The sequence below is a fragment of the Devosia sp. genome, assembly GCF_965229025.1.
Taxonomy (GTDB): domain Bacteria; phylum Pseudomonadota; class Alphaproteobacteria; order Rhizobiales; family Devosiaceae; genus Devosia_A.
The window spans coordinates 1578266-1603279 of sequence record NZ_OZ245853.1 but is presented as its reverse complement, the minus strand read 5'-3'; the positions used below and the strand labels follow the sequence as shown (position 1 = coordinate 1603279).

The 25014-nt window shown below is 63.6% G+C and carries 19 protein-coding genes; 5 read left to right on the top strand and 14 right to left on the bottom strand.

Annotated features, from left to right (window positions below; translation table 11 throughout):
- Positions 1 to 7: 7 nt before the first annotated feature.
- The 3 genes from cysD (at position 8) to ACO06J_RS07960 (ending at position 4480) form a co-directional block, all read left to right on the top strand.
- The gene (cysD, locus tag ACO06J_RS07970) at positions 8 to 925 is read left to right on the top strand and encodes a sulfate adenylyltransferase subunit CysD (RefSeq protein WP_421760171.1); all 918 of its coding nucleotides are present in this window, start codon (positions 8 to 10) and stop codon (positions 923 to 925) included.
- Positions 925 to 2838 (top strand): sulfate adenylyltransferase subunit CysN, encoded by a 1914-nt coding sequence (gene cysN, locus ACO06J_RS07965; protein WP_421760170.1) that lies wholly within the window; start codon positions 925 to 927, stop codon positions 2836 to 2838. Before cysD ends, cysN begins: the two co-directional genes overlap by 1 nt.
- 85 nt (positions 2839 to 2923) lie before the next feature.
- Positions 2924 to 4480: a peptidoglycan-binding protein gene (locus ACO06J_RS07960; RefSeq protein WP_421760169.1), complete on the top strand. Its 1557-nt coding sequence runs from the start codon at positions 2924 to 2926 to the stop codon at positions 4478 to 4480.
- 453 nt (positions 4481 to 4933) lie between these two features.
- Here ACO06J_RS07960 and cydB read toward each other — a convergent pair whose 3' ends face one another.
- Positions 4934 to 5938: a cytochrome d ubiquinol oxidase subunit II gene (cydB, locus tag ACO06J_RS07955; RefSeq protein ID WP_421760168.1), complete on the bottom strand. Its 1005-nt coding sequence runs from the start codon at positions 5936 to 5938 to the stop codon at positions 4934 to 4936.
- Positions 5928 to 7337, bottom strand: a complete 1410-nt coding sequence (locus ACO06J_RS07950; protein WP_421760167.1) for a cytochrome ubiquinol oxidase subunit I — start codon at positions 7335 to 7337, stop codon at positions 5928 to 5930. The genes cydB and ACO06J_RS07950 overlap by 11 nt, the downstream gene beginning before the upstream one ends.
- A 167-nt stretch (positions 7338 to 7504) precedes the next feature.
- Here ACO06J_RS07950 and ACO06J_RS07945 point away from each other — a divergent pair, with 167 nt between their 5' ends.
- Positions 7505 to 7762: a YdeI/OmpD-associated family protein gene (locus ACO06J_RS07945; protein ID WP_421760166.1), complete on the top strand. Its 258-nt coding sequence runs from the start codon at positions 7505 to 7507 to the stop codon at positions 7760 to 7762.
- On the opposite strand, the gene chrA is transcribed toward ACO06J_RS07945, so the two are convergent.
- Positions 7755 to 9131, bottom strand: coding sequence for a chromate efflux transporter (gene chrA, locus ACO06J_RS07940; protein WP_421760165.1), 1377 nt, complete (start codon positions 9129 to 9131; stop codon positions 7755 to 7757). The genes ACO06J_RS07945 and chrA overlap by 8 nt on opposite strands.
- 163 nt (positions 9132 to 9294) lie before the next feature.
- Between chrA and ACO06J_RS07935 the strand changes: the two genes are divergently transcribed.
- Positions 9295 to 11325: a M3 family metallopeptidase gene (locus ACO06J_RS07935; RefSeq protein WP_421760164.1), complete on the top strand. Its 2031-nt coding sequence runs from the start codon at positions 9295 to 9297 to the stop codon at positions 11323 to 11325.
- 6 nt (positions 11326 to 11331) lie between these two features.
- Here the strand turns inward: ACO06J_RS07935 and ACO06J_RS07930 are convergent, their stop codons facing one another.
- The 11 genes from ACO06J_RS07930 to ACO06J_RS07880 form a co-directional block, all read right to left on the bottom strand.
- Positions 11332 to 11529, bottom strand: coding sequence for a hypothetical protein (locus tag ACO06J_RS07930; RefSeq protein ID WP_421760163.1), 198 nt, complete (start codon positions 11527 to 11529; stop codon positions 11332 to 11334).
- 274 nt (positions 11530 to 11803) lie between these two features.
- The gene (locus tag ACO06J_RS07925) at positions 11804 to 12856 is read right to left on the bottom strand and encodes an alginate lyase family protein (RefSeq protein WP_421760162.1); all 1053 of its coding nucleotides are present in this window, start codon (positions 12854 to 12856) and stop codon (positions 11804 to 11806) included.
- Positions 12857 to 15610 carry a tetratricopeptide repeat protein gene (locus tag ACO06J_RS07920; RefSeq protein WP_421760161.1) on the bottom strand — a complete coding sequence of 918 codons (2754 nt, stop codon included), beginning with the start codon at positions 15608 to 15610 and terminating at the stop codon, positions 12857 to 12859.
- Between the two features lie 18 nt (positions 15611 to 15628).
- The gene (locus tag ACO06J_RS07915) at positions 15629 to 16270 is read right to left on the bottom strand and encodes an alginate O-acetyltransferase AlgF (RefSeq protein ID WP_421760160.1); all 642 of its coding nucleotides are present in this window, start codon (positions 16268 to 16270) and stop codon (positions 15629 to 15631) included.
- A gap of 13 nt (positions 16271 to 16283) precedes the next feature.
- Positions 16284 to 17603, bottom strand: coding sequence for an alginate O-acetyltransferase AlgX-related protein (locus ACO06J_RS07910; RefSeq protein WP_421760159.1), 1320 nt, complete (start codon positions 17601 to 17603; stop codon positions 16284 to 16286).
- Positions 17600 to 18382: a hypothetical protein gene (locus tag ACO06J_RS07905; protein ID WP_421760158.1), complete on the bottom strand. Its 783-nt coding sequence runs from the start codon at positions 18380 to 18382 to the stop codon at positions 17600 to 17602. Before ACO06J_RS07905 ends, ACO06J_RS07910 begins: the two co-directional genes overlap by 4 nt.
- Positions 18379 to 19497 carry an alginate O-acetyltransferase AlgX-related protein gene (locus ACO06J_RS07900; protein ID WP_421760157.1) on the bottom strand — a complete coding sequence of 373 codons (1119 nt, stop codon included), beginning with the start codon at positions 19495 to 19497 and terminating at the stop codon, positions 18379 to 18381. Before ACO06J_RS07900 ends, ACO06J_RS07905 begins: the two co-directional genes overlap by 4 nt.
- Before the next feature lie 10 nt (positions 19498 to 19507).
- On the bottom strand, positions 19508 to 20935 hold the full coding sequence (locus ACO06J_RS07895) for an MBOAT family O-acyltransferase (protein ID WP_421760156.1): 1428 nt from the start codon (positions 20933 to 20935) through the stop codon (positions 19508 to 19510).
- Positions 20935 to 22452 (bottom strand): right-handed parallel beta-helix repeat-containing protein, encoded by a 1518-nt coding sequence (locus tag ACO06J_RS07890; RefSeq protein ID WP_421760155.1) that lies wholly within the window; start codon positions 22450 to 22452, stop codon positions 20935 to 20937. Before ACO06J_RS07890 ends, ACO06J_RS07895 begins: the two co-directional genes overlap by 1 nt.
- Positions 22445 to 23881 carry a mannose-1-phosphate guanylyltransferase/mannose-6-phosphate isomerase gene (locus ACO06J_RS07885; protein ID WP_421760154.1) on the bottom strand — a complete coding sequence of 479 codons (1437 nt, stop codon included), beginning with the start codon at positions 23879 to 23881 and terminating at the stop codon, positions 22445 to 22447. The genes ACO06J_RS07890 and ACO06J_RS07885 overlap by 8 nt, the downstream gene beginning before the upstream one ends.
- Entirely contained in the window at positions 23878 to 25011 is a 1134-nt protein-coding gene (locus ACO06J_RS07880; protein ID WP_421760153.1) for a hypothetical protein, read from the bottom strand. Before ACO06J_RS07880 ends, ACO06J_RS07885 begins: the two co-directional genes overlap by 4 nt.
- Positions 25012 to 25014: the final 3 nt, after the last annotated feature.

Genomic DNA, 25014 nt, shown 5'->3' with positions numbered 1-25014 from the left:
CCTTCGCATGACCGCAATCGGCCCGCGCGCACTCAGCCACCTAAAGTCCCTCGAATCCGAGAGCATTGAAATCTTCCGCGAAGTGGCGGCGAGTTTCGAGCGCCCGGTGATGATGTATTCGATTGGCAAGGACTCCTCCGTCCTGCTGCATCTCGCCCGCAAGGCGTTCTACCCCAGCCGCATTCCCTTCCCGCTGCTGCACATCGATACCACCTGGAAGTTCCGCGAGATGATCGCTTTTCGCGATCGGATGGCGCGTGAGCACGGCTTCGAGCTCATCGTCCACACCAACGCCGAGGGCAAGGCGAACAATATCAATCCGTTCGACCACGGCTCGTCGCGCTATACCGATATCATGAAGACGCAGGCCCTGCGGCAGGCGCTGACGGCAGGGGGCTACGACGCTGCCATCGGCGGTGCTCGTCGCGACGAAGAGAAGTCGCGTGCCAAGGAACGTATCTTTTCGCACCGCAACGCCCAGCATGCCTGGGACCCGAAGAACCAGCGCCCTGAGCTTTGGCGCATCTTCAATACCCGCCTCAACCCCGGTGAGAGCATGCGGGTGTTCCCGATCTCGAACTGGACCGAGCTCGACATCTGGACCTACATCTATTCGGAAAACATCGAGATCGTGCCGCTCTACTTCGCAAAGCCGCGGCCCGTGGTTGAGCGCCAGGGCACGCTGATCATGGTGGACGATGATCGCATGCCGTTAGCGCCGGGTGAAAAACCGCGCGAGGAGGTCGTCCGCTTCCGCACCCTCGGTTGCTATCCGCTGACCGGTGCTATCCAGTCCGACGCAGGCGATCTGCCATCGATCATTATGGAAATGCAGGCCTCTCGGACGTCTGAGCGGGAGGGCCGGCTGATTGACAGCGATCAGGTCGGCTCGATGGAGAAGAAGAAACAGGAGGGGTACTTCTGATGTCGGCCCCCCTGATGAATGCTTCAACCGCCACCACGCTCGACGCCTGGCTCTCCGAGCAGACTGAGAAGGGCCTGCTCCGGTTCATGACCTGCGGGTCTGTGGACGACGGCAAGTCGACGCTGATCGGCCGGCTGCTTTATGACAGCCAGCTCATTCTTGATGACCAATTGGCCAGCCTCCGCAAGGAGAGTCGCAACCGGACCACGGGCGACGAGGGGATCGATTTCTCGCTGCTGGTGGATGGGCTGACCGCCGAGCGCGAACAGGGCATCACCATTGATGTCGCTTACCGGTTCTTCTCCACCGCACGGCGCAAATTCATCGTCGCCGATACTCCCGGCCACGAGCAGTACACCCGCAACATGGCGACAGGCGCCTCGAACGCCGAACTGGGCATCGTCCTGATCGATGCGCGCAAGGGTGTCCTGACGCAGACCCGTCGTCACAGCTTTATCCTGTCGCTGATCGGCGTGAAGCACGTGGTTCTGGCGGTCAACAAGATCGATCTGGTCAACTACGACCAGAAGGTATTCGACGCCATCGAGGCAGAGTACCGCGCCTTCGCCAAGGATCTTGGCTTTGAGACTCTAGTCGCCATCCCGCTATCTGCGCTCAGGGGCGACAATATCCTGACGCCTAGCCCGGCGACGCCCTGGTACAACGGCCCGCAGCTGGTGCCCTACCTCGAGACCATCGAGGTCGCGACCGACCGAAGCAGCAAAACGTTGCGTTTTCCCGTGCAATGGGTGAATCGGCCTAATCTCGATTTCCGCGGCTTTTCGGGCACGGTCGCGTCGGGGCTGGTGAAGGTCGGCGACGAACTCCTCGTCGCTGCCTCGCGGACGCCTGCTGTTGTCACCCGCATCGTCACGATGGATGGTGACCGCGATGAAGCCATCGCGGGGGAGGCCGTGACGCTCGTCCTCGACCGCGAGGTCGATATCTCTCGTGGCGACGTTCTTGTCCATCCTGGCGAGACGCCAGACTATTCGAACCAGTTCCAGGCGCGCCTTGTCTGGATGAACGAAGAGCAGGCGCTGCCGGGTCGGTCCTACCTGCTGAAGATGGGCGCCCAGACCATTCCCGCCTCGATCACCGCGCTGAAGTTCAGAACCAACGTCAATACGCTCGAACAAACCGCTGCCAAGACTCTCGAATTGAACGAGGTCGGCACCGTGACGATCGCCACGGATAAGCCGGTGGCGTTCGACGCCTACACCGACAATCCGCTGACCGGCAGCTTCATCCTCATCGATCGCATCACCAACGCGACCTTGGGCGCAGGCGTGATCGACTTCGGCCTCCGCCGGGCGCAGAACCTCAGCTACCAGTCGTTCGACGTGAACCGCAGGGTGCGCGCCGAAATGAAGGGGCAGACGCCGCAGGTTGTTTGGTTCACCGGGCTCTCGGGCTCGGGCAAATCCACCGTCGCCAACCTCGTCGAGAAGCGTCTCACTGCCGAGGGGCGCCACGCCTACATTCTCGATGGCGACAACGTCAGGCACGGCCTCAACAAGGACCTCGGTTTCACCGATGAGGACCGCGTTGAGAACATCCGGCGTGTTGCCGAAGTCGCGCGACTGATGGCGGATTCCGGGCTGGTCGTGCTCGTTTCGTTCATCTCCCCGTTCCAGAACGAGCGCCGCCTGGCTCGCGAGATCGCCGGGGACATCAAGTTCACCGAGGTCCACGTCAACACACCGCTTGAGGTCTGCGAAGCGCGCGATCCGAAGGGACTCTATGCCCGAGCCCGGCGTGGCGAGATCAAGAACTTCACCGGCATTTCGAGCCCATATGAAGCTCCCGAGCACGCCGATGTGGTGCTGCACGGTGCGCTGTATGACCCGGTACAGATGGCTGATGAACTCTACGCGCGCATCTTCGATTGGGACTCCGGCTACTCGATTTGAGATTGTGGACGGGCGCCGCTTCCATTGTGCGGCGCCCCGTTTGGTGGCAGGGTGAATCGGCGGATCGACCACCGGTTTTCCCTCCATGCGTACGGCCCTTCGGCTCACTATCTGGCTGCTGCTTGCCTGTTTTCAAGCGCAGCCAGTGCTTGCCGCGTTCGATGATAGCCAAGCCTGGTTCGACGATCTCAGCATTGATGACCGCGAGGCGACGCAGGCGGATCTCCTCCTTCTCGGCCACTGCGATTTCCTCGTCGATGGCCAGTTTGGTCGAGGCACATTCGACGCCATCACATCCTTTCAGCGCAGCCAGGGCAGACCCGATACCGGGGTTCTGACCGCCCCTGAGCGGGCGTCGCTCAATGAGCTTGCGGCCAAGGTCAACGACAGGCTCGGCATCGCGCCGGTCAACGACGCCGCCGGGCACGTCGACATGTTCATTCCGACCGCGCTGCTGACTAAGCGCGAGCCGACCGACGCCGGCACGTCCTATGCCAGCAATGATGGCGAGTTTTCGCTCGAGACCATGCACGCGAGCCTGACCGAGCAGTCCTTTGCGGACCTCTACGCATCGGTTCTGAAGCCTGATGCGGATCGTGTCATCAGCTATCAGAGTTTCAGCGACACGCGCTTTGTGGTCACCGGCACCGTCGGCAAGTATTCGTTCTACACCATGTTCCTCGCCGCGGGCGGCGAGGCGGTTGGGTATTCGCTGGCGTGGGGCAAGGGCTACTCCAACGAGGGGGCGATCACCTCGGTCTATCTTGCTTCGCATTTCTCGCCGGTTGGCAGCATCGCGCCGGGCGAGGGCGACAAGACCTCGGCTACCGATTTGCCTCCCGACCAGCAGAGCGCCTTCCGCCTGCCCAAGGACGAGCGCGACGTCATTATCCTCAATGCCGATATCACGGCGGCGACGCCGGCCGAGTTCGACAAGGCGCTGAAGGCGCGGCCCCAGGCACGCATCGTCGTTCTCAACAGTCCCGGAGGCGCCGTGGACAGCGCCCTCGCCATGGCCCGCCAGATCCGGCGGCTGGGGCTCTCGACCTACGTGCCTCGCGACATGGGGTGCTATTCGGCGTGCAGCTACATCTTCTTTGCAGGCGTCGATCGTGAGGCTGATGGCGAGCTCGGCGTGCACCAGATCTCGGCGGATGTCGCTGACCTTGTGCTGGCGCAGACGACACTCGGCGATCTGCTCGATGCGCTTGAGGAGTTTGGGGTCAAGCATCAGGTGATTTCGCACATGCTGCGCACCCCGCCGGAGGACATGTACGTGTTCTCGCCGCATGAACTGCGGGAATACGGCATCAATCACGGCCCGCCGATCACTGTGAAGGTGGCGATGGATGACCCGGCCGAGTCGGTTCCTTCGGTTGCACGTACTGACGGCCCGGCCTTCGTGCAGTTGTCGAGCCTGACTTCTGTGGCAGAGGCGACCAGGTCGCTCGGCTATGCCCAGAACCATTGGGGCAGCCTGTTTGGCGGTGCGAGGCTGGAGATCGAGACGGACGACCTCGGCGCAAAGGGGGTGGTCTACCGCGTCCGGCTACCAACGGAATCGGTGGAGCGCGCCAACACGATCTGTACCGCGATCAAGTCGGGCGGTGGCGGCTGCTACGTCATGAGCACCGGTTCATAGCAGCAAAAAGTGCCCGCCAGCCATCTGGTTTCGGGTTTCTGGTCAGTCTTGCCGCCCTTGGGTGCGGCATGGGCGGGACTTCGTCCCGGTGCGGGTAGACCCGCGAACTTGATACGGTGGGACTATCGCCCCGCCCATTGCGAACGGTCTTTTGGCCCGGGGTTACCGCTGAAGCGTGCAGAGTCCCGAAACCCTGGGAGCAACGGCTCGCCCCCAGCCCGATCCCCCTCCGCGATGCCCCGTCGGCACCTCGCATCGGAAAGGTGAGCGCATCATACACGAGGCCCAGGACACGGGGATAAGTGGTGCCAAGCCGTTGATCTAGAGGCCAATTATCTGCCGAACTTCAGTGCCCAAGCATCAGCCTGATGCCATAGCCCACGATGCCAACGGCCAGCACCCCGGCGAACCAGAGTCCGACGAACCACAGCAATTGCGAGGAGAGCCGGGGCATCAGTGATAGCCCTCCTCGGGGTCGACTTTGCCGCGGAACACCCAGTAGGCGTAGCCGGTATAAGCAAGGATGATCGGGATCAGGAACACCGCTCCGACGAGGAGGAACGACAGCGAGCTGTCCGGCGCTGCCGCCTCGGCGATGGTGAGCGCGCCGGGGACGATATAGGGGTAAAAGCTGATCCCCAGCCCGATAAAGCTCAGGACGAACAGGCCAAGAGCAGCGAGGAACGGCTGCAAGTGCTTGTCTGTTGTCAGCCCGTGCCAGAGCGCGAAAGCGCAGGCAGCGAGGAGCAGAGGGACAAAGGCCGAAAAGAAGGCCGTCGGGAACCCGAACCAGCGCTGGAAATAGACCGTGTCGAGGAACGGCGTCCATATGCTGACAGCGCCAATCAGGGCCAAGGTGCCGACACCAGCAATCATGGCATAGCGCCGCGCCTGCGCCTGCAGGGCGCCCGACGTCTTCAGGTTCAGCCAGGTCGCGCCGAGCAGCGCATAGCCAACCACCAGCGCCACGCCGGTCAGGATGCTGAACGGCGTCAGCCAGTCCCACCAGCCGCCGGCATATTGCCGGTCGGCGATGCGAATGCCCTGCACGAGTGCGCCGAGCGCAATGCCCTGCATGGCTGCAGCGATGATCGAACCTGCTGCAAACCCCCAATCCCACACCGGACGCCACCGCGTCGTACGGAAGCGGAACTCAAATGCCACGCCGCGAAAGATCAGCCCCAGAAGCATCAGGATGATCGGGATATAGAGCGCTGGCAGCACGGTGGCATAGGCGAGCGGAAACACCGCCATCAACCCGCCACCGCCCAGCACCAGCCAGGTCTCGTTGCCATCCCATACCGGCGCAACCGAATTGGTCATCACGTCGCGGTCGTGCCGGTCGGGAAACAGCGGGAACAATATGCCGATGCCAAGGTCGAACCCGTCGAGTACTACATAGGCGAGCACGGCAAAGGCGATCAGCCCGGCCCAGATGAAGCTCAGATCAAACGGCATTGTCGCCTCCTGTGGCTTCCATCTGGATGGCGGGCGTGATGCCGCCGGCACGCACGGGTGCCTGTTCGAGTTCGCCGTCATCGCCCAGCGGCGCCTTCCACATCAGGCGCAGGATGTAGAATGTCCCAGCGCCGAAGACGAGGAAGTAGACCAATATGAAGGCGATCAGCGAGGCGCCGATGGCCTGCGCATCGACATTGGAGAGACTGTCGGATGTGCGCAGCAGGCCATAGACCGTATAGGGCTGCCGACCCACTTCCGTCGTGTACCAGCCCGCGAGCACGGCGATGAACCCGGATGGTCCCATGACCAGCGCGGCGCGATGCAGCCACGTGCTCTCGTAGAGCCTCTTGCGGAACCGCGCCCACAGCGACCAGAGCCCGACCCCCAGCATCAGGAACCCCAGCCCCACCATGATGCGGAAGGTGAAGAAGGGGATCAGCGCATTGGGGCGCTGGTCGGCCGGGAAGGCGTTGAGACCCTTGATCTCGCCGTCCACGGAGTGGGTGAGGATGAGCGAGCCGAGCACCGGGATTTCGATCGCGAAGTTCGTGACGCCGGCCTTGTCGTCGGGAATGCCAAACAGGATCAGCGGCGCGCCCTTGTGGGTTTCGTAATGGCCTTCCATCGCCGCGATCTTGGCCGGCTGGTGCTCAAGCGTGTTGAGCCCGTGGAGGTCACCGGCGGCGATCTGCAGTGGGGTGACGATGGCTGCCATCCACATCGCCATCGAGAACATGATGCGCGCCTGGCGGTTCGTTTTGTCACGCAAGAGGTGGAGAGCGCCAACCGCGCCGACGGTGAACGCGGTGGTGAGGAACGCGGCGAGCACCGTGTGCACCAGCCGGTACGGGAAGGACGCGTTGAAGATGATCTGCCACCAGTCAGCGGGCAGGAACTGGCCATTGGCGCCGATTGTGTATCCGGCCGGCGTCTGCATCCAGCTGTTGGCTGCAAGGATCCATGTGGCTGAAACGAGCGTGCCGACCGCCACCATGGCAACGGCAAACATGTGCAGCCCCTCGCCGACGCGCTTGCGACCGAACAGCGCGATGCCTAGGAACCCGGCTTCGAGGAAGAACGCCGTCAGCACCTCGTAGCCCATTAACGGTCCGATGATGGGGCCGGCCTTGTCGGAAAATTTCGCCCAGTTTGTGCCAAACTGGTAGCTCATGACGATGCCCGATACGACGCCCATGCCGAATGTCACTGCAAAGATGGTCTTCCAGTAGTCGAACAGCCGCAGATAGGCGGCGTCGCGCTTCATCAACCACAGCCAGTTGAGCACGGCGAGATAGCTCGCGAGCCCGATCGAGAACGCTGGAAAGATGAAGTGGAACGAGACAGTGAACGCGAACTGAAAGCGCGCCAGCAGTTCGGCACTAAGTCCAAAAAACATTTCGGCCTCCGATTGGCTGGCTGAGACTTAGGCGACTCGGTCACATATTACGACCAGACTACGCTGCGGTGGTTGGACGCGCGATCTGCCGTCGCGCGACGTTGTGACGCCTTGGGTATTGACCGGCAAAAATGTTCGTGATTTGTTCTTAAGAATGGAGCAGTGTCATGGACTCTTTGACGAAGTTTAGCGGCTTGAAGCGGCAAATCTACGACGTGCCGGAGGATATTCAATCGGCTCTCGCAGCGCACGGCATGGTCGCAGCGTACGCCGCCCGGCCGGCCTACCAGCAGAACGACTATATCGGCTGGATCACCCGGGCAAAGCGCGCCGAGACGCGGCAGAAGCGGCTGGACCAGATGCTTGAGGAACTGAAGGCTGGCGGCGTTTATATGCGGATGAAGTGGAGCGGGGAGGTCAGCTAGCGCCGGCGCTTGGCAGGAGGCTGAGGGCGAGGCCAATGCCGCCACAGATGGAGAGTGTAAGAGGCACGCCCAGCTTCAGGCGGAATAGGCACAGCGTCGCCACGAGGCTGAGGGCAAGAGCTGCCAGGTTAAGGGTCGGCCACTCGGGCCACGCGACGACAAACGGGCCGGCATTGAAAGTCCCGACTGTCCCGAACAGGACATGCAGTCCAAACCAGATCGCAAGGTTCAGGATCACGCCGACGACAGCAGCGGTGATTGCGGTCAGCGCTCCAGACAGTGCCTTATTGGAGCGCAGCCGCTCGATGTGTGGTGCGCCGAGGAATATCCAAAGAAAGCAGGGGACGAACGTGACCCAGGCGGTCAGCGTCGCGCCCAGCACCCCGGCGAGCAGGGGGTCGAGCCCCGATGACGCGCGGAAGGCGGCAAGGAAGCCGACGAAGTTGAGCACCAGCACCAGTGGCCCGGGCGTCGTTTCTGCCAGCGCCAGCCCGTCGATCATCTCCCCGGGGTTGAGCCATCCGAACTGCTGCACCGCCTGTTGCGCCACGTAGGCGAGCACCGCGTAGGCTCCGCCAAAGGTGACGACCGCCATCTGCGAAAAGAACAGCCACAGGGCTGCGAAGGTGTTGTTGAGGCCCGCCATCGGCACGATGAGGAGCAAGGGTGCGGCCCAGAGTAGCGACCAGATGGCGATGGTGCGCACCGTACTCAAAACTCCAGGACGCGGGCCGGCGTCGCCGTCGCCGATGACTGAGGGAAGGTCGGGCTCCGCTGCACGGTGCGCCCCGGCGGCAAAGATATCCGGCCGCGCGCGTGCGCCGAAATAGCCAAACACACCGGCACCGATTACCACCAGCGGGAAAGGCACGTTGCCAGCAAACAAGGCAACGAAAGCGAGCGCCGCCAGGCCGACCAGCATCTTGTTCTTGAGGGTGCGTTTAGCCACGCGAAGGACCGCGTCAATGACGATCGCCAGCACCGCGGCCTTCAATCCGAAGAACAGGCTCTCCAGCCAGTGCGCCTCGTGCAGCAGGGCGTAGGCTATCGACAGTGCGAGGATGACGCAGAAGCCGGGCAAGACGAACAGCGTGCCGGCAATCACCCCGCCACGCGTCCCATGCAGCAGCCAGCCGACATATGTGGCCAGTTGCTGGGCCTCGGGGCCGGGCAGCAGCATGCAGAAGTTGAGCGCGTGGAGGAACCGGCTTTCCGATATCCAGCGGCGCTCTTCGACCAGTTCGCGATGCATCAGCGCGATCTGCCCCGCAGGGCCGCCAAAGCTCAGCAGCCCGATCCGCGCCCAGACCGCGGTGGCCTCGCGGAGGGTGGGGTGCGGCGGGACTGTGAGGGCGGGTTCGAGGGGCAATAGGATGACCTTTGGAAGAAGCCTCGCCTATATCGGGCAGCCGACACTCTCGTGAACGTGAGGGCTGGGAGTCGTCAAGCGCTGGCAGGGCCCGAACCTGATTGCGTCGGCCTTGCCCTCCAGCCTCTGTCGCGCCATCGTGCGGCGTGATTTGGAGTTCGGTATGAGCAACCCGTTTTTTGAGACCTGGACGACGCCATTTGGAGCGCCGCCGTTTGATGCGATTTCCACGGCAGATTTCAAGCCGGCTTATTCAGAGGCGCTGGCCATACACCGGGGCGAAGTGTCCGCGATTGCAACGCAGCCAGGCGTGCCAAATTTTGACAACACCATCATTGCGATGGAGTTGAGCGGGCAGGCGCTACGGCGGGTCGATGCGGTGTTTTCGCAGCTGGCGTCGGCCAATACCAACGATGAGTTACAGGCCGTCGAGCGCGACATGGCGCCCCTCGTGGCGCGGCACTGGAACGCGATCTTTCTAGATCCGGCGCTGTTCGCCAGGATCGACGCGCTGTTCCAGCAGCGCGCGAGCCTTGGCCTGACGCCCGAAGCGCTGCGCGTACTGGAGCGGTACCACCTCGATTTCGTGCGCGCTGGCGCCAAACTCTCCGCCGACGAGCGGCTGCGATTTGCGGCGATCGTTGAGCAACTGGCGGTGCTGGGCACGCAGTTTGGCCAAAACGTGCTGGGCGACGAGCAGTCGACCGCGTTTGGCCTCACCGAGGCGGAAGTCGACGGGCTGCCGGACTTTGCGCGCGCGGCAGCCTCGGAGACGGCGCGGGACCGCAAGCTCAATGCGCCATATGCTGTCACGCCTTCCCGCTCGAGCGTCGAGCCGGTGCTGCACTTTGCCACCAATCGCGCTGTGCGCGAGAAGGTCTGGCGAGCCTTCGTCAAGCGCGGGGCCAATGGCAACGCCTTCGACAACACCAAGACCATTGCCGAGATTGTCGCGCTGCGCACCGAACTCGCGCAGCTGCTCGGTTACGAGACCTACGCGCATTTCAAGCTCGCTGACAGCATGGCGGGCAACCCGGCGGCAGCGCGCGATCTGCTCGATGCGGTATGGCAGCCGGGCGTCAGACGAGCCGGGGAAGACCGGGACGCGCTGCAAAAGCTGGCAGCAGAGGAGGGGGCAGATATCACCCTCGAAGCCTGGGACTGGCGCTACTACGCCGAAAAGCTCCGGCTCGCGCGCTACGACTTCGACGAGAATGAGCTGAAGCCCTATTTCGAACTCGGCAAGGTGGTGGATGCCGCCTTCTACACGGCTAACCGCCTGTTCGGCGTCAGCTTTGTGCCGCGTCCGGATATCCCAGGCTACCACCCAGATGTGCAGGTCTGGACCGTCGAGCGTCAGGACAAGACCATTGGCGTGTTCTACGGCGATTTCTTCGCCCGCGCCGGCAAGCGCAGCGGCGCCTGGATGACCTCGTTCCGCGAACAGTCCAAGCTTGGCGGCGAGGTGCTGCCGCTGGTGGTCAACACCTGCAACTTCAACAAGCCGCCCGCGGGCGAACCGGCGCTGCTCTCGCTGGACGAAGCGCGCACCGTGTTCCACGAGTTCGGCCACGGGCTGCATGGTCTGCTGTCGAACGTCACCTATCCGCGCATTTCCGGCACCAGCGTCGTACGGGACTTTGTGGAGCTGCCGTCGCAACTCTATGAGCACTGGCTGGAACAGCCGCCCGTGTTGGAGCGCCTGACCCACTACAAGACCGGGGCAGCAATCCCTTCAGACCTGCTGGAGCGGATGAAGGCTGCGCGCAAGGCGGGCAAGGGGTTTGAGACGGTGGAGTTCACCGCGTCAGCGTTGCTTGATCTCGACTATCACTCGGGTTCTGGCGGCGACGTGGCGACTGTCGAGGGCACGACGTTGGCGCGGATCGGCATGCCGCGCGAAATCGTGCTTCGGCACGCCAGCACGCATTTCCTGCATATATTCGCTGGAGACGGCTATGCGGGTGGCTACTACAGCTACCTGTGGTCGGAAGTGCTTGACGCGGACGGGTTTGGGGCGTTCACCGACGCGGGTGACCCGTTCGATACTGCCACGGCGGACCGACTGTACAAATATATCTACTCGGCTGGCGGCTCCCGTGACTATTCGGAGGCCTATCGACTGTTTCGTGGCCGTGACCCGCAGATCAACGGGCTGCTGGAGCAGCGCGGATTTGCAACGCCTGCAGTCTAGAAAGGGTTAGTGGCTGTCTTCGCTCTCGGCGGTGACGGGCTGTTCCTGGGTGTCGACAATCTTGGCGTCGATGCCCTGGTCCATGCCCCAGTCGAGAGCCTCAAGCTTCAGCGTCTCAAACAGGGCGTCGGCGCCGACTTCGCGATTGTTGAGGCCATTCAGAACGGACGCAAAGCGCCCCGTCAAATCAGCAGGTGCGCTCACAGATGTTTGGGAAATCACGGCAACACTCTCACTACGCTCAGGTGACAGCCGGGTAAGCCCCCGGCGTGTTGGGCGCGGACTATTTTGCGATTTTCTGGATTTTGTCTGTTTCGACAACATGAATATCGCTTTTCTTCTGGAAAGCGGTTGTTGCGTATCGCAACAACCCAAACGCAGCTTTCTACCGCGCGAGCAACCTAGCGATAGTCATGGCCCAAAAACAAGCGCCGCCCGCAGTGTAGACGGGCGGCGTAGCGTGATTCGGCAGGGAGGGTTAAGGAGTTGGTATCGCCAATAGTGCAACCCAATCGCCAAGTTCAGTAAGATTGCCACCAAGCTTGGCATGCGACAGCGGCCGCATGGGCTCCACGTAGGCGTCGATAGCGGGGTCAGGCGCGTGGCGAAGATAGGGCTCGACCCAGGCCAGCATGTAGGGCTGGAGGGGTTGTTCACCGGTAGTGAACGTCTGCACTTTCCCTGTAATGGCCTCAACGATTAACGGATCCTGAACAGCTTTCAGGCTGAAAGCCGCGATCTTCGACAGCTTTCCATCGCACGCCGCATAGCCATCGTAGCCGGTGGCTTTCAGAAGGTCGGCGAGCACCACCAGCGGAGCGGTGGCGTGGAGCTGGTAGTTGAGCGCCCGGTCAGCGCGACCCATCTCGAGCGGCAGGCTGCCATCGTCGGCGGCCTGGCAGGTGACGAGCTCAAACGTCGACCTGGCCCAATCCATCAGCCCCGGCGTGCCGTTGAGCCGGGCGGTTGCCGCGACGGCAAGTCCGGCCCAGGCCCTCAGGTTGTTCCTGCTGGCGTTCTTGGGCGCGTCGTTGTCGAAAAAGCTCATCGTCGCCTCGGCCGCTTGGTCGAGCCAGGCGACCACGCGGGTGCGCTTTTCTGGTTCGAGCTCGGTCGTCGTCTCGGCCTGCAGCAGGGCCATCGCCAAGCCCGAGAAACGGGCAGGGATGGCGAGTTGCACATTGATGGTTTCAAGCTTGGCGAGGGCCCCCGCTTGGGCCCAAGTATCGAGCCAATCGAGGACGCAACTGGCCTTGGCAGCGTCCTTGTCGAGAAGCGCCGAGTTGGCCATCTTGGACAGCGCGTTGATGAACTTTTCGACCGGCTGCAGGGCCTTGTCGACTTCGGCGTTGGAGGCTTCGTCGATGTCCGACCGGGTCTTGCTGTTGTCGGTATAGCGGCTGCCGAAGGTGAGGGTGACGACGGGCTCAGGTGCCGCGGGGCAGCTGAACGAGGTCTCCGCGGCGCGCAAGGGAACTGGCGCGCCGAGGAGAGCGGTCATCGCGAGGGCGATGCCAAGGGGGACCCGCATCTAGTTCTCCACCGGCGCGGCGGCCATGGTGACGAGGAGGTGCCGGGCTTCTTCGTTGCCCAGCCCTGCAGCATCCTTGAGGAGCAATTGCGCCTGCTTGATGGACGGAGCGAGGCCAATGCCCATCGCGTATGCCTTGGCGAGCTCAACCATGGCGGTCGCATCCCCGCCGTCGGCGGCACGGATCAGCCACTGGCTGGCGGTCTTGGCGTCATCGGCGGTGGTTCCGGTTTCCCGCAGATAGAGTGCCAGCTCACGCATTGCGATGACATCTCCGGTTGCGGCGGAAGCGGCGTACCGGGCGGTCCAGTCGATCTCCTCGCTAAGGGCGGTACGGATGGCGGTCGGTGCCTTCTGCACCTTCTCGCGCAGCTCGGCGAGCTTCGCCACCGGGGCATCATCGATCATGCGCTTGAACATGGCGACGGCCTTGGTGGGTGCATAGTCCTGGCTATCGGGATCGGAGTAGATCTTCACCAGACGGCTGACTGCCGTGTCGTCTCCAAGCTCGACGCCCTTTTCATAGAGGGCGATTGCCGTCTTGGCCCGCTCTGGCCCACCCATGGCCATGTAGCGATCGCCGATCGCAACCTGGCGCCAGCCATCGTCACCGGCAAGCCGCAGGCTGACCTGCAACCAGTGCTCGGTTTCGGCGTCGTCGGCGGTGGCGACGAACGCCCCGGCAAGCTTGACCGTGTTCTGGAACGTGCAGTCCACCACGCTGGCGGCGCGATAGAGGTAGTCACGCTTCTTGGCCGCGTCACCAGTGACGCCTGCCGCGAAGATCAGGGCGTCGGCGTCGCCGCGATCTTCGATCGCCTGAGCATACTGCTCGAACAGCTTCTCGGGTCCGATCCCCTGTTCCTGCATCATCGGCAGCAGACGCAGGATCGCCGCACCGTTGCCGTTCGCAGCGGCCTGTTCGAGGTAAGCGATGGCCTCGTTGCGCTTGTCGGCATCGTTGGGGAAATAATCCAGCAGAGCCGTTGCAAGGTCGACAGGAGCACGGGGCAGCCCGGCTGCATTGGCCTTCTTGAGAGCCTCGAGCGTCGCTTCGATCGCCTCGGGCGTCGGCGAGGCCATGACGGAGAACCGGGCAACGGCATCAATCGTGGCGGGAACCGGGTCCACGCGGGACTGCCAGAAGTCGATGATGTCCTGCGAGGCACCGTTCTTCTTGAGATAGTCCAGATAATAGGCGACGGAGTTCGGCCGGCCGTAGAGGGCGTGGGTCTGCAACCGCGCCAGTTCGAGCGGCTTCGACTCAATATCGAGCCCATCCACATCTTCAGGCGTCATGAACACGGTGGAATTGCCGGCCGCGTCTTCCGTGCGCTGCCAGAAGCTCGCGAGACGCATGTCGGCGCCCTTGGGAGCGCGGCAGAGATAGGCCTGGCGGAGATCAGTCATGGGGTCGATCTTGCCCGCATAGGTCACGGCAAAGCCGAGCAGTTCGGTTGCGCGTTCGAAAATGCCCGGCTCGTCACGGTGGCGCAGCAGGATCGAAGCCAGCTCCTGAGCCGAGTCAGCATCTTCCAGTTGCACGCCACGTTCGAGCAGCGCCTGCGCTTCCTTCTCGCCGGCCCAGCGGCCCCTTTCGGCCAGCACGACGTCGGCGAGTTTTGAAAAGGCCCAGCCCGGAGGTTGGGGCAGCGAGGTCAATTGCGTGAGCGTCTCCTTGTAACGGCTTGCGGTTTTGGCCTCAGCAGGCTGCTCTTCCAGCATGGTCGCCAGACGGAACAGCGCATTGCGGCTGCCGGTCTTTGACGCTTCGGCGTAGAGTTCCTCGGCCTTGCCCATATCGAGCGGCAGGAGCGCGCCGGCTTCGTAGAGCTTGCCTAGCTCCACTTCCGCAGCGGCGACGCCGCGATCGGAGGCGAGCTTCAGGTACTTGAGCAGGATGTCGTTGTTCTTGACGATCAGTTCGCTCTCGAGATGAAGCTGCGCCACTTTCCAGGCGGCGCTGGCATCACCAAGATCGGCGGCAAGCCGCATCCATTTTTCAGCAATCGCGTGGTCCTGCTGGACCACCTCGCCCTTCGAATATTCGCGGGCGATGCGGCCGATGCGGTCGCAGATCTCGGGATCGAGCTTTCCCACCAGGGCGCCGAACGCCATCGTGACGGAGAGCTTGGGATCGAGATCCCAGCCCTCGATGGTTTCTCCAGCGAGGTTGATGGAAGCGAGACGGAGCAAGGCGTCCGCGTTGCCGCCCATGGCGGAGCGCGTGAGGAATCCGAGGCCCTTGGCCTTGTCCTTTTTTACCACGATGCCGTCGAGGTAGAGCGTCGCAAGCAGGTTTAGCGCCTTGGGCGCAAGGCTCGCCTCCGAGGCTTCCATCTGGTCAAGGATGCCGGTCTGCCGCAGCTGCGGGATCTTGCCCGCCTTGAGGTAGAGATTGATCCGGTCGATCGAGGTGTCGGGGACCTTGGGCGCAGGCATCTTGGCGACGATCGCCAGCATTTTGTCCACCAGCTCGAAATTACCGGTGGGGTTCAGGTCGCGAAGCCGCCTTGCGTCACGCAGCACGACGTCTGGATCCCCCTCCGGCACGCTGGTGCCATCCCAGGCGTTCCAGCGGGCGACGACGTCCGGATCGGCTTTCTTGGCCACGCACACGTCCTGCGACGGGATGTCGGGGGGCAGGAAGGTGACGGTCACAGGAGCCGCGTAGGCGGCCGGCATGCTCAGGGCGGCGCCCAACAGGAAGGTTCCGATAAACCGTCCTTGGGTCCGGGAAAGGGGAAGCGGCATCTTGGCTTCCTTTCTTGGTTACTGGGCCCGAAAAAACTGGTTCTGCACGGCAGAGGCGGTGTAGTTGCCGGCAGTCCCCGTAAACACAATCGACACGCCGCCGCGGCGCTTGAGATCAAGCGCTGCGACCTTGGCGACCGAGGTGCCGTCCGACTGGACTTCAAAGTCCAGCGTCAACGGCGCCTTCAGCGCCACTGACTTCGTGGTGTCACCGGCGACGCCTTCGATGGCCTTCACCTTGGCCGACGGCACGAACAGGTCGACGCTGGGCAGGTCCGAGAAATTGTAGAAGTAGACGGTCGCCTTGGATGGGTCGTTGGCGGGCTGGTCGGTCAGGACGACAGGCTCGCCTGCGGCGCTCCAGGCATAGGTGTAGTAGGCGCCAGGCTGGGCAGAGACCGAGCCTGAGACGTCGCCGGCGGCAACATCGATATCGCCGGGCTGCACGTTGACATAGGCCGAGAGGCCATCGGTCACCTGATCGACAGTGGTGCCGTTGACCACGGCCACTGCGGCGCCTGGTGACAGCACGCGGATGAACGCGGTGTTGGGATCGACCGGTGCGTCATAGAGACCATCGTCCTGTGCGAAAATGGCGGTGCTGGAAGCAAGCACGGCAAGCAGCGAGAGCGTGGCGAGGGGGCGGGAGGGACGGAACATGATGAGGGGTCTCCTAGATGTTGCAGAGCGAAACCGCTGCCGTGTCTTTGGTCAGCCGGTCGTATTGGATCGAGACCTTCGCCAGATCGAGGCTGTCGAGGGATTCGAGGGGGATGAAGAAGCGCCCGGTGGCGCGGAAACGGTCGCCGCGATGGATCTCGCGCTGGAACACGCGGCCATCCTTGCTGGTGAACTTGAGCACCACATCGCGGCTGCCGTCGTCGCCGGCATCGGCGAGCAGCACCTGCTTTTCGCCGATGGCGACGCCGGAGAGATCCATCTCGTAAAGGCTCTTGGCGGCGTCGATCGTCGGGGTGCCAGTGAGTGGGGTGCAGTCGTTGCGCGCCGCGGCGATGAGCTCGGTCATTGAGCCTGTGCCGAACTGGGCGAGGTTGTTGTAGATCGGGTTTTCCCAGACCATGAAGCGGGGCCGGGTGGTCGCGAACTCGCGGGACGTCAGGTACGACGTGATGGCGCCGAACTGGTTGCCGCCCGTGATGGCCATGTTGGCGACCGGCAGGCTGGCATACTGCGCGAGGAAGCCGCCGAAATTGGGCACCTGGGCATCGGAAAAGCTGGTGCCGACCAGGGCCACTTCATCTGCCGGGCCTTCCTTGGCCTTGCCATCACCGAAAATGTCGAGGCTGGCATCGGCGCTCGCGACTTCGACGGTCTCGAATGCATCGCTGACCACCGGCGGCAGGTTGAGGACGCAGAACGCCTGCAGAGTGCGGCGCATGCCCGAGACGGCGAGCTCTGTGCCGAGCGGCTTGCTCTCATATTGCACCGGGGTGACATCGGCATAGTCGGGCAGCGACTGGATGAGCTTGCCGATGGTCTGTGCCGCGAGGCGCGCGCCGGATGAGGTCCAGTGGAAATCCGACTTGAAGAACGGCGGGTGCTCGCCATCGGTCGTCTTCAGCACTGACAACAAATCGACCGCCATGACGCCCTTGGCCTTGAGGCGCGCGATCTGGTCCTCGTAGACGTCGGACGCGACGGTCTCGTCGAAGCCGAAGAGCTTGGCCTCGTCTGGCAGGAATGTCGGCAGCGTCACGCTCTTGGTGGGGATCGGCACATACATCAGCGTTGTGCCGTGTGCCTTCAGGGCAGCGGACAGGTCGCTCATCTGCGACACGGTCTCTTCCGTGAATGGATGCTGCATGCGGAGGTCGGCAAAGATACGGAAGAAGAAACCGTCCTTACCCTCGACGGACGGTAGGGTCGGGTTGTCTTCGAGATGCTTGCAGCCAAAGGCGGAGTCGGCGAAGGCGGGAGCGGTGGAGGCAGCGAGCGCCGCGAAGGCTGCTCCAAGGATCAGGGAACGGGTCATTGCACGGTCTCCGTCGCAACGGTGATGGGCTGGGAATTGAGGTCACGGAGCAGGTTTTCCGCGACAGTGCGGATACTGAGCGTTTCCGAGAGAGCGGCGATCTGGAGGTAGCCCTTGGCTTCCTCGACCTGCTCCGGTTCGGGCACGCCAGTGAGGAGCGCATAGGCCAGATCGAGCGCCGCCTTGGTGTCGCCGGCCTTTGCGGCATCGGCAATCAGCGTGTCGGCCCGAGCAGTATCGAGGCCGAAAGGCTTGCCCGAACGGTAGTAGCGAACCAGGGCATCGCGGTAGAGCGGATCCTTGAGCGCCTTCTTTTCGAGCAGCGCCTGCACGTCGGTCATCAGCGCCAGATCGTCCATGCCGATTCCGACATCGAGCAGGCGGATCATCGGCCGCAGGGCGAAGGCGCGGCCGCCTTTGACCGCCTTGAAGTAGTACTGCAGCGCGGTAGGCAACTGTGCCGGATCGGCGGCTTCGGTGAGGCGCTTGGCGTAGTTGTACGCCCCCAGGGAGTCGCCGGAATCGGCGAGTTTTTTGAGCTGCGTGTCGGTGACCTTGGCGCCGGTCACCATCTTGTGGCGGAGCACTTCCATCGGCGACAGGACCTTCGGGGCCTTGGGAACGCGGGGCTCGCGATAGTGCCTGCCGGCATGGCGTCCGGGGGCATCCATGATGCCCTTGAGCCAGGCGTCGAAGCCGTTTTCCGCTGCCGCGGCCGAGCTCACATCAGTGGCGAGAAGGACCGCAAGCGAGAGGCCGAGGAGGAGACGCCGGATCATTTGGCCGCCTCCGTCGCCGGGGGAGCATCCCAGAGCTTCTGGTTGCCGAGATAGCGCACCGGAAACTCCCAGATGACGGTCTGGGGCGGGGTGTCGCGCAGCGTGTCGCTGGCGAGGAACGCCCGCATCGGTGCCACCGGGCCCTTGCCTTCTTCGGCGAGGTTGAGGACGTCCGCGCCAAGCTGGACCTTGAGGTCTTCGCCAAAACTCCACAGCGGATTGGCGCTGTAGCTGGTGCCGGTGAGGACGTAGGGAATGTTGGAGGGCCCGAAGATATCCGCTGTGCCCGCGCCGCCCTCGGGGGCAATGGCTTCGCGTGCGACAACGGTCTCCGGGCCCAGACCGACGAGCGGTGCGATCTCGCCGGTAACGATGAATTTCGAGAGGTCGCCGTCGCGCGGGGCGGGGGCGAGGTCCTTGATGGTGTAGGCGGTGTCGCCGTGGCCTAGCGCCCGGCCCACGGCATCGGCGACGATCGAGGCGCCGAGTGGCGTCCAGTGCGTGTCGGTATTGAGGAACAGTGCGCCCTGATCCTTGGCCGCCAGCAGCGGGCCGCGCGCATCGATATGCCGGATGCCGGCGGTATCGAGCACGGTGTCGAAATCGGCATAGAGCTTGGTGAGGTCATCCGAGATCGCCGGAGCACCGGCATGCTCGCGGTAGATATCGGCCTTGGCCGGGAGGGGCACGACGACGAGCTCGATACCCTGCGACTTGAGCGTGTCGCGGATAGCGGCGATGCCTTTTGCTGCCTCGCCGAGATCGGGCGAGCGGCGGAGCGAGGCATCGAACTCTTCTTTGGAGAACAGCCAGCCGTCAGTGCCGACCACGACGCCAGAGCGGCCCTCGCGGAACAGCAGGTAACGGGCCGCGCCCATCGCATCAATCGAGGGCAGGCGGTGCGGCATGATCTTCTTGTAGTAGGCGTCGATCTGCACCGCCGCCTGGCCATCGAGATAGGCCGAGGCCGACTTCGGCATTTCGGCGATGTCGCGGCCGAGCCCGGTGACGAACTCGTAGTTGGCGACCACGGCATAGCCGAGGAACAGCACCGGGAGGGCAAAGGCGGGAGCCGCGGCGGCGAAGGACTTGGTGTTCATGGCTTTGACTTGCATCTGGGCCTCCTCAGAACTGGAAGTAGAGGAATGGGGAATAGGTCTGCTCGGCGAGGCGCATCAGGCAGAACACGGCGAGGGCGCTAAGGGCGGTGGCCTTGACGAGGCTGGTCGAAATGACTGCCGCGCCATCCGGGCCAACGCCGATCTGGGGCTCCCACATGTGGCGCATGCGGGGCTCGGCGATGGTTACGGCGACCGCGACGACCAGCATGGTCAGCGCCTCGCGGCTCACCATCCACGCCGTCTCGGGGCGGATACCGATGCCGTTAAAGCCGAACATGCCCGCATACATCTGCAGCGCATCGGTGACGTGGGGGGCGCGGAACATCACCCAGCCGAGGACAACCGCAATGAAGGTGACCGGCAGCGACCACCACAGGGTCGGGGCGCGCTTGTCCTGGCCGGTGAGGCGCTCGACGACGAGGATCCCGCCATGCCACACACCCCACAGGATGAAGGTGAAGTTGGCGCCGTGCCACAGCCCGCCAAGCAGCATGACGAGGAACAGGTTGACGTAGGTCCGCGCCACGCCCTTCCGGTTGCCGCCGAGCGGAATGTAGAGGTAGTCGCGCAGCCAGACGCTGAGCGAGATATGCCAGCGGCGCCAGAATTCGGTGATCGAGCGGCTGATATAGGGCATGTTGAAGTTTTCGGCGAAGCGGAAGCCAAGCATCAGGGCGAGGCCGATTGCCATCGCAGAGTAGCCGGCGAAATCGAAGTAGAGCTGCATCGAGTAGGCCAGCGCACCGAGCCAGGATTCGACCAGCGTCGGCTGCGGCACCGAGAACATGGCGTCAGCGAGCGGCGCTACGGGATCAGCGATCAGCACCTTGAGCGACAGCCCGATCAGGAAGCGCTGCCAGCCGGCGTTGAACAGCTCCCACGAATGGACCCGGTGGGCGAACTGCGGGGCGAGATCCTTGTAGCGCAGGATCGGCCCGGCAACGAGCTGAGGGAACAGTGCAAGAAACGCCGCGAAGTCGATGATATTGCGTGAGGGCTTGGCATCGCCGCGGTAGACGTCGACAAGGTAGCTGATCGAGTGGAAGACGTAGAACGAGATGCCGATCGGCAGCAGTAGCTGCCAGTGGATCCCGAGGTGCTCCGGCGTCGTGCCCCAGAGGGTCGCGAAGCTGTCGACGAAGAAGTTTAGGTACTTGAAGGTGCCGAGCACGGCGAGGTGGCCGGCGACGCCGATCCCCACCATCAACTTGGCGCGCGGGGTGCCCTGGTACTTGCCCACCAGCATGCTGAACACATAGGCCCAGAGCGTGTTGGCGACGAGCAGCACCAGGAAGTCGAACCGCCACCAGCCATAGAACAGGTAGGATTCAACCAGCAGCGTGATGTTCCGATACTTGACCGGCGTCAGGTAGTAGGCGCCGAGGAACATCGGCAGGAACAGAAACAGGAACGTTTCAGACGAAAAAACCATCACGCATCCCCTGGGAATGAGCACGATGTCGGGCGCAGGGCGCCGGACGGGGTGAGTTTGGGGGTCGACTTGAGATCGAGGCCATCAATGACCGTCGGCGCGCCGAGACCCTTGAGATTGAGGAACTTGTCGGTGAACTGCACCAGTTCACCATCGAGTAGGCGCGGGGCTTGGCCCGAGAAGTCGTTGGCGGCAAAGCTGAGCCGTGCCGTGGTCGAGCCCTTGATGCCGACCTGGTTGCCATCGAGCTCGTTGCTGGCGATGGCGATGACGCCGTAGTCGGGCTGATGGGTGACGCTGATCCCCGCATTGCCGTTGTCGATCAGTCGGTTACCCACGACCTGCAGCCCGGCGCTGTCGCGGACCGCGAGGCCCGACTGGACATTCTTGAGCAACAGATTGCGACCGACACTGATGCAGTCGGCTGAGGCAATGCTGACTCCTGAGCGATGGCTGCCGGAAATCAGGTTGTTGCTGATCATCAGGTCCGACGCGCCGGAGTCGGCGAAGATACCGTTCAGCCCCGCGCCGACCACGATGTTGTCGATGATCTGGACGTCGCGGGCGCCCGCTGTGACCTTGATGCCGTGCGCTGTAGGTCCTGCGAGAATGACATTGCCGCTCATGGCGAGGCTCTTGCCGCCGCTGATCAGCACGGCCGGGCCGCTCGAATTCTGGAAGACGTTGCCGTCGACTGTTGCATTCTCCGCATCAACCAGCGCCAGCGAGCCGACATCGTCGAAGATGCTGTTGCTGATGTGGGATGGGGTGCCCTTGCGATAGAACCCGCCCTCGACGAGCGTTACGCCGGTCAGGGGCGCGAAGATGCCGTAGCCGAGATCGGAAAATCGCATCCGGTCGAACTGGGCCGAGCCGGAGAGCGCGACCACGACAAAGGGGTTGAAGTCCCTGAGGCGCGGGTTCTCGGCACCCGTGGCGCGGATGGCGGCATCGGTGCCCGCCAGCGTGCCTGCCGCAACAACGAACGCGCCGGTAGACCGGTCGATGAGCAAAGTCTCACCCGGCTGCAGCGACAGTGTCGCGTCATTCCAGACGGCGAGAGGCACGTGTAGGACGTAGCCGTCGTCAGTCTTGTCGAGCACCCCCGTCAGGCCCGCTGCCGTCACTGCCTCATAGAGAGCGGCGAGGCTGGTAACGCCCGCGTCGAGCAGCAGTACTTCGGGCCGGCTCTGCGCCTGACGCAGGGCCACGTGATAGTTGGCGCCGGCCTGCAGCGCGAGTTGCGACAGCACCAGGTCGATGGCGACAAGGCTCACATGCGCCTCGGTCAGTTGGGGCAGGGCTGGCGCTTCGCGTCGGGAACTCGCAAGCGTCAGCCCCAGCGGCGCGGCGGCCGCCTGGAGGTCGTGTGCGGAACCGCCAGCCACCACCATCGCCGTTATCCCGGCGACGGTTTGCTCGTAGGCGAGGGTCCGCGCATAGTCCGCCGCCACGGCGACCGCAGGGGCCGATATTGCCAATGCCAGCAGACTGACGCGGACCCAGGCCTTACGCATGTTCACGGCTCCCGTCACCAACCGAGGCCAGCTCAACCAGCGGGGTGAGGTGGGTCAGAGGTCCGTCGATGAGGCAGGCAACTTCGATCACCTGCATCGGGCCGGTGCCGTCATTGGTGACGCTGGCGGACTGCGCGGCGCCGATTTCGAAGGTCGCCCCAGTCTTCAGCTCGCGCTTGCGGTTGCCGATCTGCAGCGTGCCCGAGCCGGAAGCCACGACCATCAGGCGGCGAAAATCCGATCCACTCTCGACGGGCAGAGTGAGGCCGGGGTTCACCGTGAGGTGCCTGAGGGTATAGCCGGAGCCCGAGGCGAGCTTGCCCTGCTTGCCCCAATCGGTGGCGCCAAACGTATGGTCGACGGCCTCGCGGCGATTCTGTGCCTTCAACTGCTCGACGATCTTCTTGACGTCCTGCGACTGGTCCTTGGTGGTGACCAGCAGCGCATCGTGGGTGTCAACAACCACCAGGTTGCTGACGCCGACGATGGCGACGAGCCGGTCACTGCCGCGGACATAAGAGTCCGTGCTGTTGATCATCATCACGTCGCCCGACACGACATTGCCGTCGGCGGTCTTTTTGCCGATGGTGTGAAACGCCGCCCAGGCGCCCACGTCGTCCCATTCGACATCGGCGGGAGCGAGCGCCACGGATTTGGACTTCTCGAACACGGCGCGCTCGGTGGGGAGGCTCTCTGCGGTGCTGAAGCTCGCGTTTTCCAGCACCAGCGCGTTGTCGATCTGCTCGGCATTGGCGAGGGACGCGCTGACGGCACCGAAGGTCACCGGATCGTAGCGGCGATATTCTTCGATGACCGTGTCGGCGCGCATCAGAGAGATACCGGACGCCCAGTAAGCGAGGCCGGTTTCGATCAGTTGCTGCGCCACCTGGGCATTGGGCTTTTCGACGAAACGCTCAGCCCGGTGCACACCACGGTAGGTGGAGTATTCCCCGCCATCCATGATGTAGCCATAGCCGGTCTCGTTGTAGCGCGGCTTGATGCCGAAGGTGACGATCAGGCCGTCGCGGGCGGCGAGTTGCGATTCACGGATGCGAGAATTCAGGTCGCCGCTGATCACGTGATCGGACGGGCAGATCAGGATAACCGCGTCGGGATCGGTGCGGGTGATGAGGAGTGCTGCCGACAGCACAGCCGGTCCGGTATTGCGGGCCACAGGCTCAGCGATGATGCGGGCGTTGCGCTGCACTTCGCGCAACTGGCGGCGGACGGTGCCGAGGTGACCCTGGGCAACCGAGACCACGGGGTCATGAAAGAGTTCCCCGCCGTGACGCTGCACGGTGGTCTGGAAGAAGGTGATCGAGCTCTCCTGGTCGATCGGCTGGAACTGCTTTGGCTGTTCGGCGCGTGAGAGCGGCCAGAGCCGCGTGCCGACGCCACCGCAGAGGATCAGTGGATGGATAGCGTTCATTTCTGTGCCCCGTTCGATTGACCCTTGAAGGAGAAGAACCGGCCCACTGCTGAAAACGGGTCGGCGGTGATCAGCACCTCAACCGGCGTCCCGACGCTGGTCGCCGGGAGCGGCGTCTGCGGCACGAGGCTGACCGGGATGGCAACGCCATCGGTGTTGCCGCGCAGCAGCCCAGGCAGGTCGGCGGTGTTGAGAGTTGCGACGGTCGTGCTGCCATCCGGCAGGTGCACGTCGGCATGGGCGCCCGAGGCGAGCATCCGGAGCCCGTTGCCGTCGACCTTGGTGGAGATCACCACCGGAGCATCGGATGGCGCCACGGTCATCACCGTGTCGCCGGCAAGGACCGTGGAACCGCTCTGGGCCGAGCCCGGAGCGACCACGCAATCGCACGGCATCGAGACCGCGAGCACTTCGCCCGAGGTGGTGCGGATCGCAAAAGCGATGTCGCCCTTCTTGGCATCGGCGTTGACGAAATCGAGCTGGCCCGGGCTGATCGCCCTCAGGTCCATGCCGTCGAGGCTGACTGTCGAAAGGCCCGTGACCGGCGAAACGAACAGCCGTTCATAGAGCTTGACTCCGACAAAGCCGGCGAGCAGCAGGCCGACGGCAGCGATGGCGCCCCAGCGCAGGCCTTGTCCGATGGTGAACCCGCCGACTGCATGGCTTGGCGCGGCAGCGGAGGCCCTAGGGGCCTCGAAGTGATCGGCGCTGCGGATCAAACCATCGACGCCAGCAAGATCTCCGCCGACATAGGCATTGAGGATGTAGCGCAACTGCGGCAGGTGCGGGCCGGTCGGCTCGAGGAAGCGCAGCGACACCGTGCCGGCTTCCGGTGAACCGGCGCCGATCGCCGCATCAACAGGCAGGCTGATCGAGTAGCCCGGGAAGTTGAACACCAGCATCACGACCTGTACGCGGCCATGGAGCTGCGGATCGATCAGCCCGGTGGCATCGGCCCCAACGATCGACAGACCGTTGCCGACAAACGACCGGCCATTGATCACCACGTTGAACGGGATCCGGATCACCGGATGCTCGCCGTGGCCGGCGAGGTCGGCCGGAGAGGGGAGAGGCGCGCTTCTGCTAGCCGTGGCTTTGGGTTTTTCGAGTTCAGCAAGCACTTCGGTCATGGC

Bases quoted from the DNA above. Each gene is read 5' to 3' on its own strand.
- ACO06J_RS07925 (WP_421760162.1), bottom strand. From the start codon at position 12,856: ATGCGGGTCCCCCTTGGCATCGCCCTCGCGATGACCGCTCTCCTCGGC.
- ACO06J_RS07935 (WP_421760164.1), top strand. From the start codon at position 9,295: ATGAGCAACCCGTTTTTTGAGACCTGGACGACGCCATTTGGAGCGCCG.
- ACO06J_RS07915 (WP_421760160.1), bottom strand. From the start codon at position 16,270: ATGTTCCGTCCCTCCCGCCCCCTCGCCACGCTCTCGCTGCTTGCCGTG.
- ACO06J_RS07945 (WP_421760166.1), top strand. From the start codon at position 7,505: ATGGACTCTTTGACGAAGTTTAGCGGCTTGAAGCGGCAAATCTACGAC.
- ACO06J_RS07900 (WP_421760157.1), bottom strand. From the start codon at position 19,497: ATGCAAGTCAAAGCCATGAACACCAAGTCCTTCGCCGCCGCGGCTCCC.
- cysD (WP_421760171.1), top strand. From the start codon at position 8: ATGACCGCAATCGGCCCGCGCGCACTCAGCCACCTAAAGTCCCTCGAA.
- ACO06J_RS07885 (WP_421760154.1), bottom strand. From the start codon at position 23,881: ATGAACGCTATCCATCCACTGATCCTCTGCGGTGGCGTCGGCACGCGG.
- ACO06J_RS07910 (WP_421760159.1), bottom strand. From the start codon at position 17,603: ATGACCCGTTCCCTGATCCTTGGAGCAGCCTTCGCGGCGCTCGCTGCC.
- ACO06J_RS07880 (WP_421760153.1), bottom strand. From the start codon at position 25,011: ATGACCGAAGTGCTTGCTGAACTCGAAAAACCCAAAGCCACGGCTAGC.
- ACO06J_RS07960 (WP_421760169.1), top strand. From the start codon at position 2,924: ATGCGTACGGCCCTTCGGCTCACTATCTGGCTGCTGCTTGCCTGTTTT.
- ACO06J_RS07890 (WP_421760155.1), bottom strand. From the start codon at position 22,452: ATGCGTAAGGCCTGGGTCCGCGTCAGTCTGCTGGCATTGGCAATATCG.
- ACO06J_RS07905 (WP_421760158.1), bottom strand. From the start codon at position 18,382: ATGATCCGGCGTCTCCTCCTCGGCCTCTCGCTTGCGGTCCTTCTCGCC.
- ACO06J_RS07950 (WP_421760167.1), bottom strand. From the start codon at position 7,337: ATGTTTTTTGGACTTAGTGCCGAACTGCTGGCGCGCTTTCAGTTCGCG.
- cysN (WP_421760170.1), top strand. From the start codon at position 925: ATGTCGGCCCCCCTGATGAATGCTTCAACCGCCACCACGCTCGACGCC.
- ACO06J_RS07920 (WP_421760161.1), bottom strand. From the start codon at position 15,610: ATGCCGCTTCCCCTTTCCCGGACCCAAGGACGGTTTATCGGAACCTTC.
- cydB (WP_421760168.1), bottom strand. From the start codon at position 5,938: ATGCCGTTTGATCTGAGCTTCATCTGGGCCGGGCTGATCGCCTTTGCC.
- ACO06J_RS07895 (WP_421760156.1), bottom strand. From the start codon at position 20,935: ATGGTTTTTTCGTCTGAAACGTTCCTGTTTCTGTTCCTGCCGATGTTC.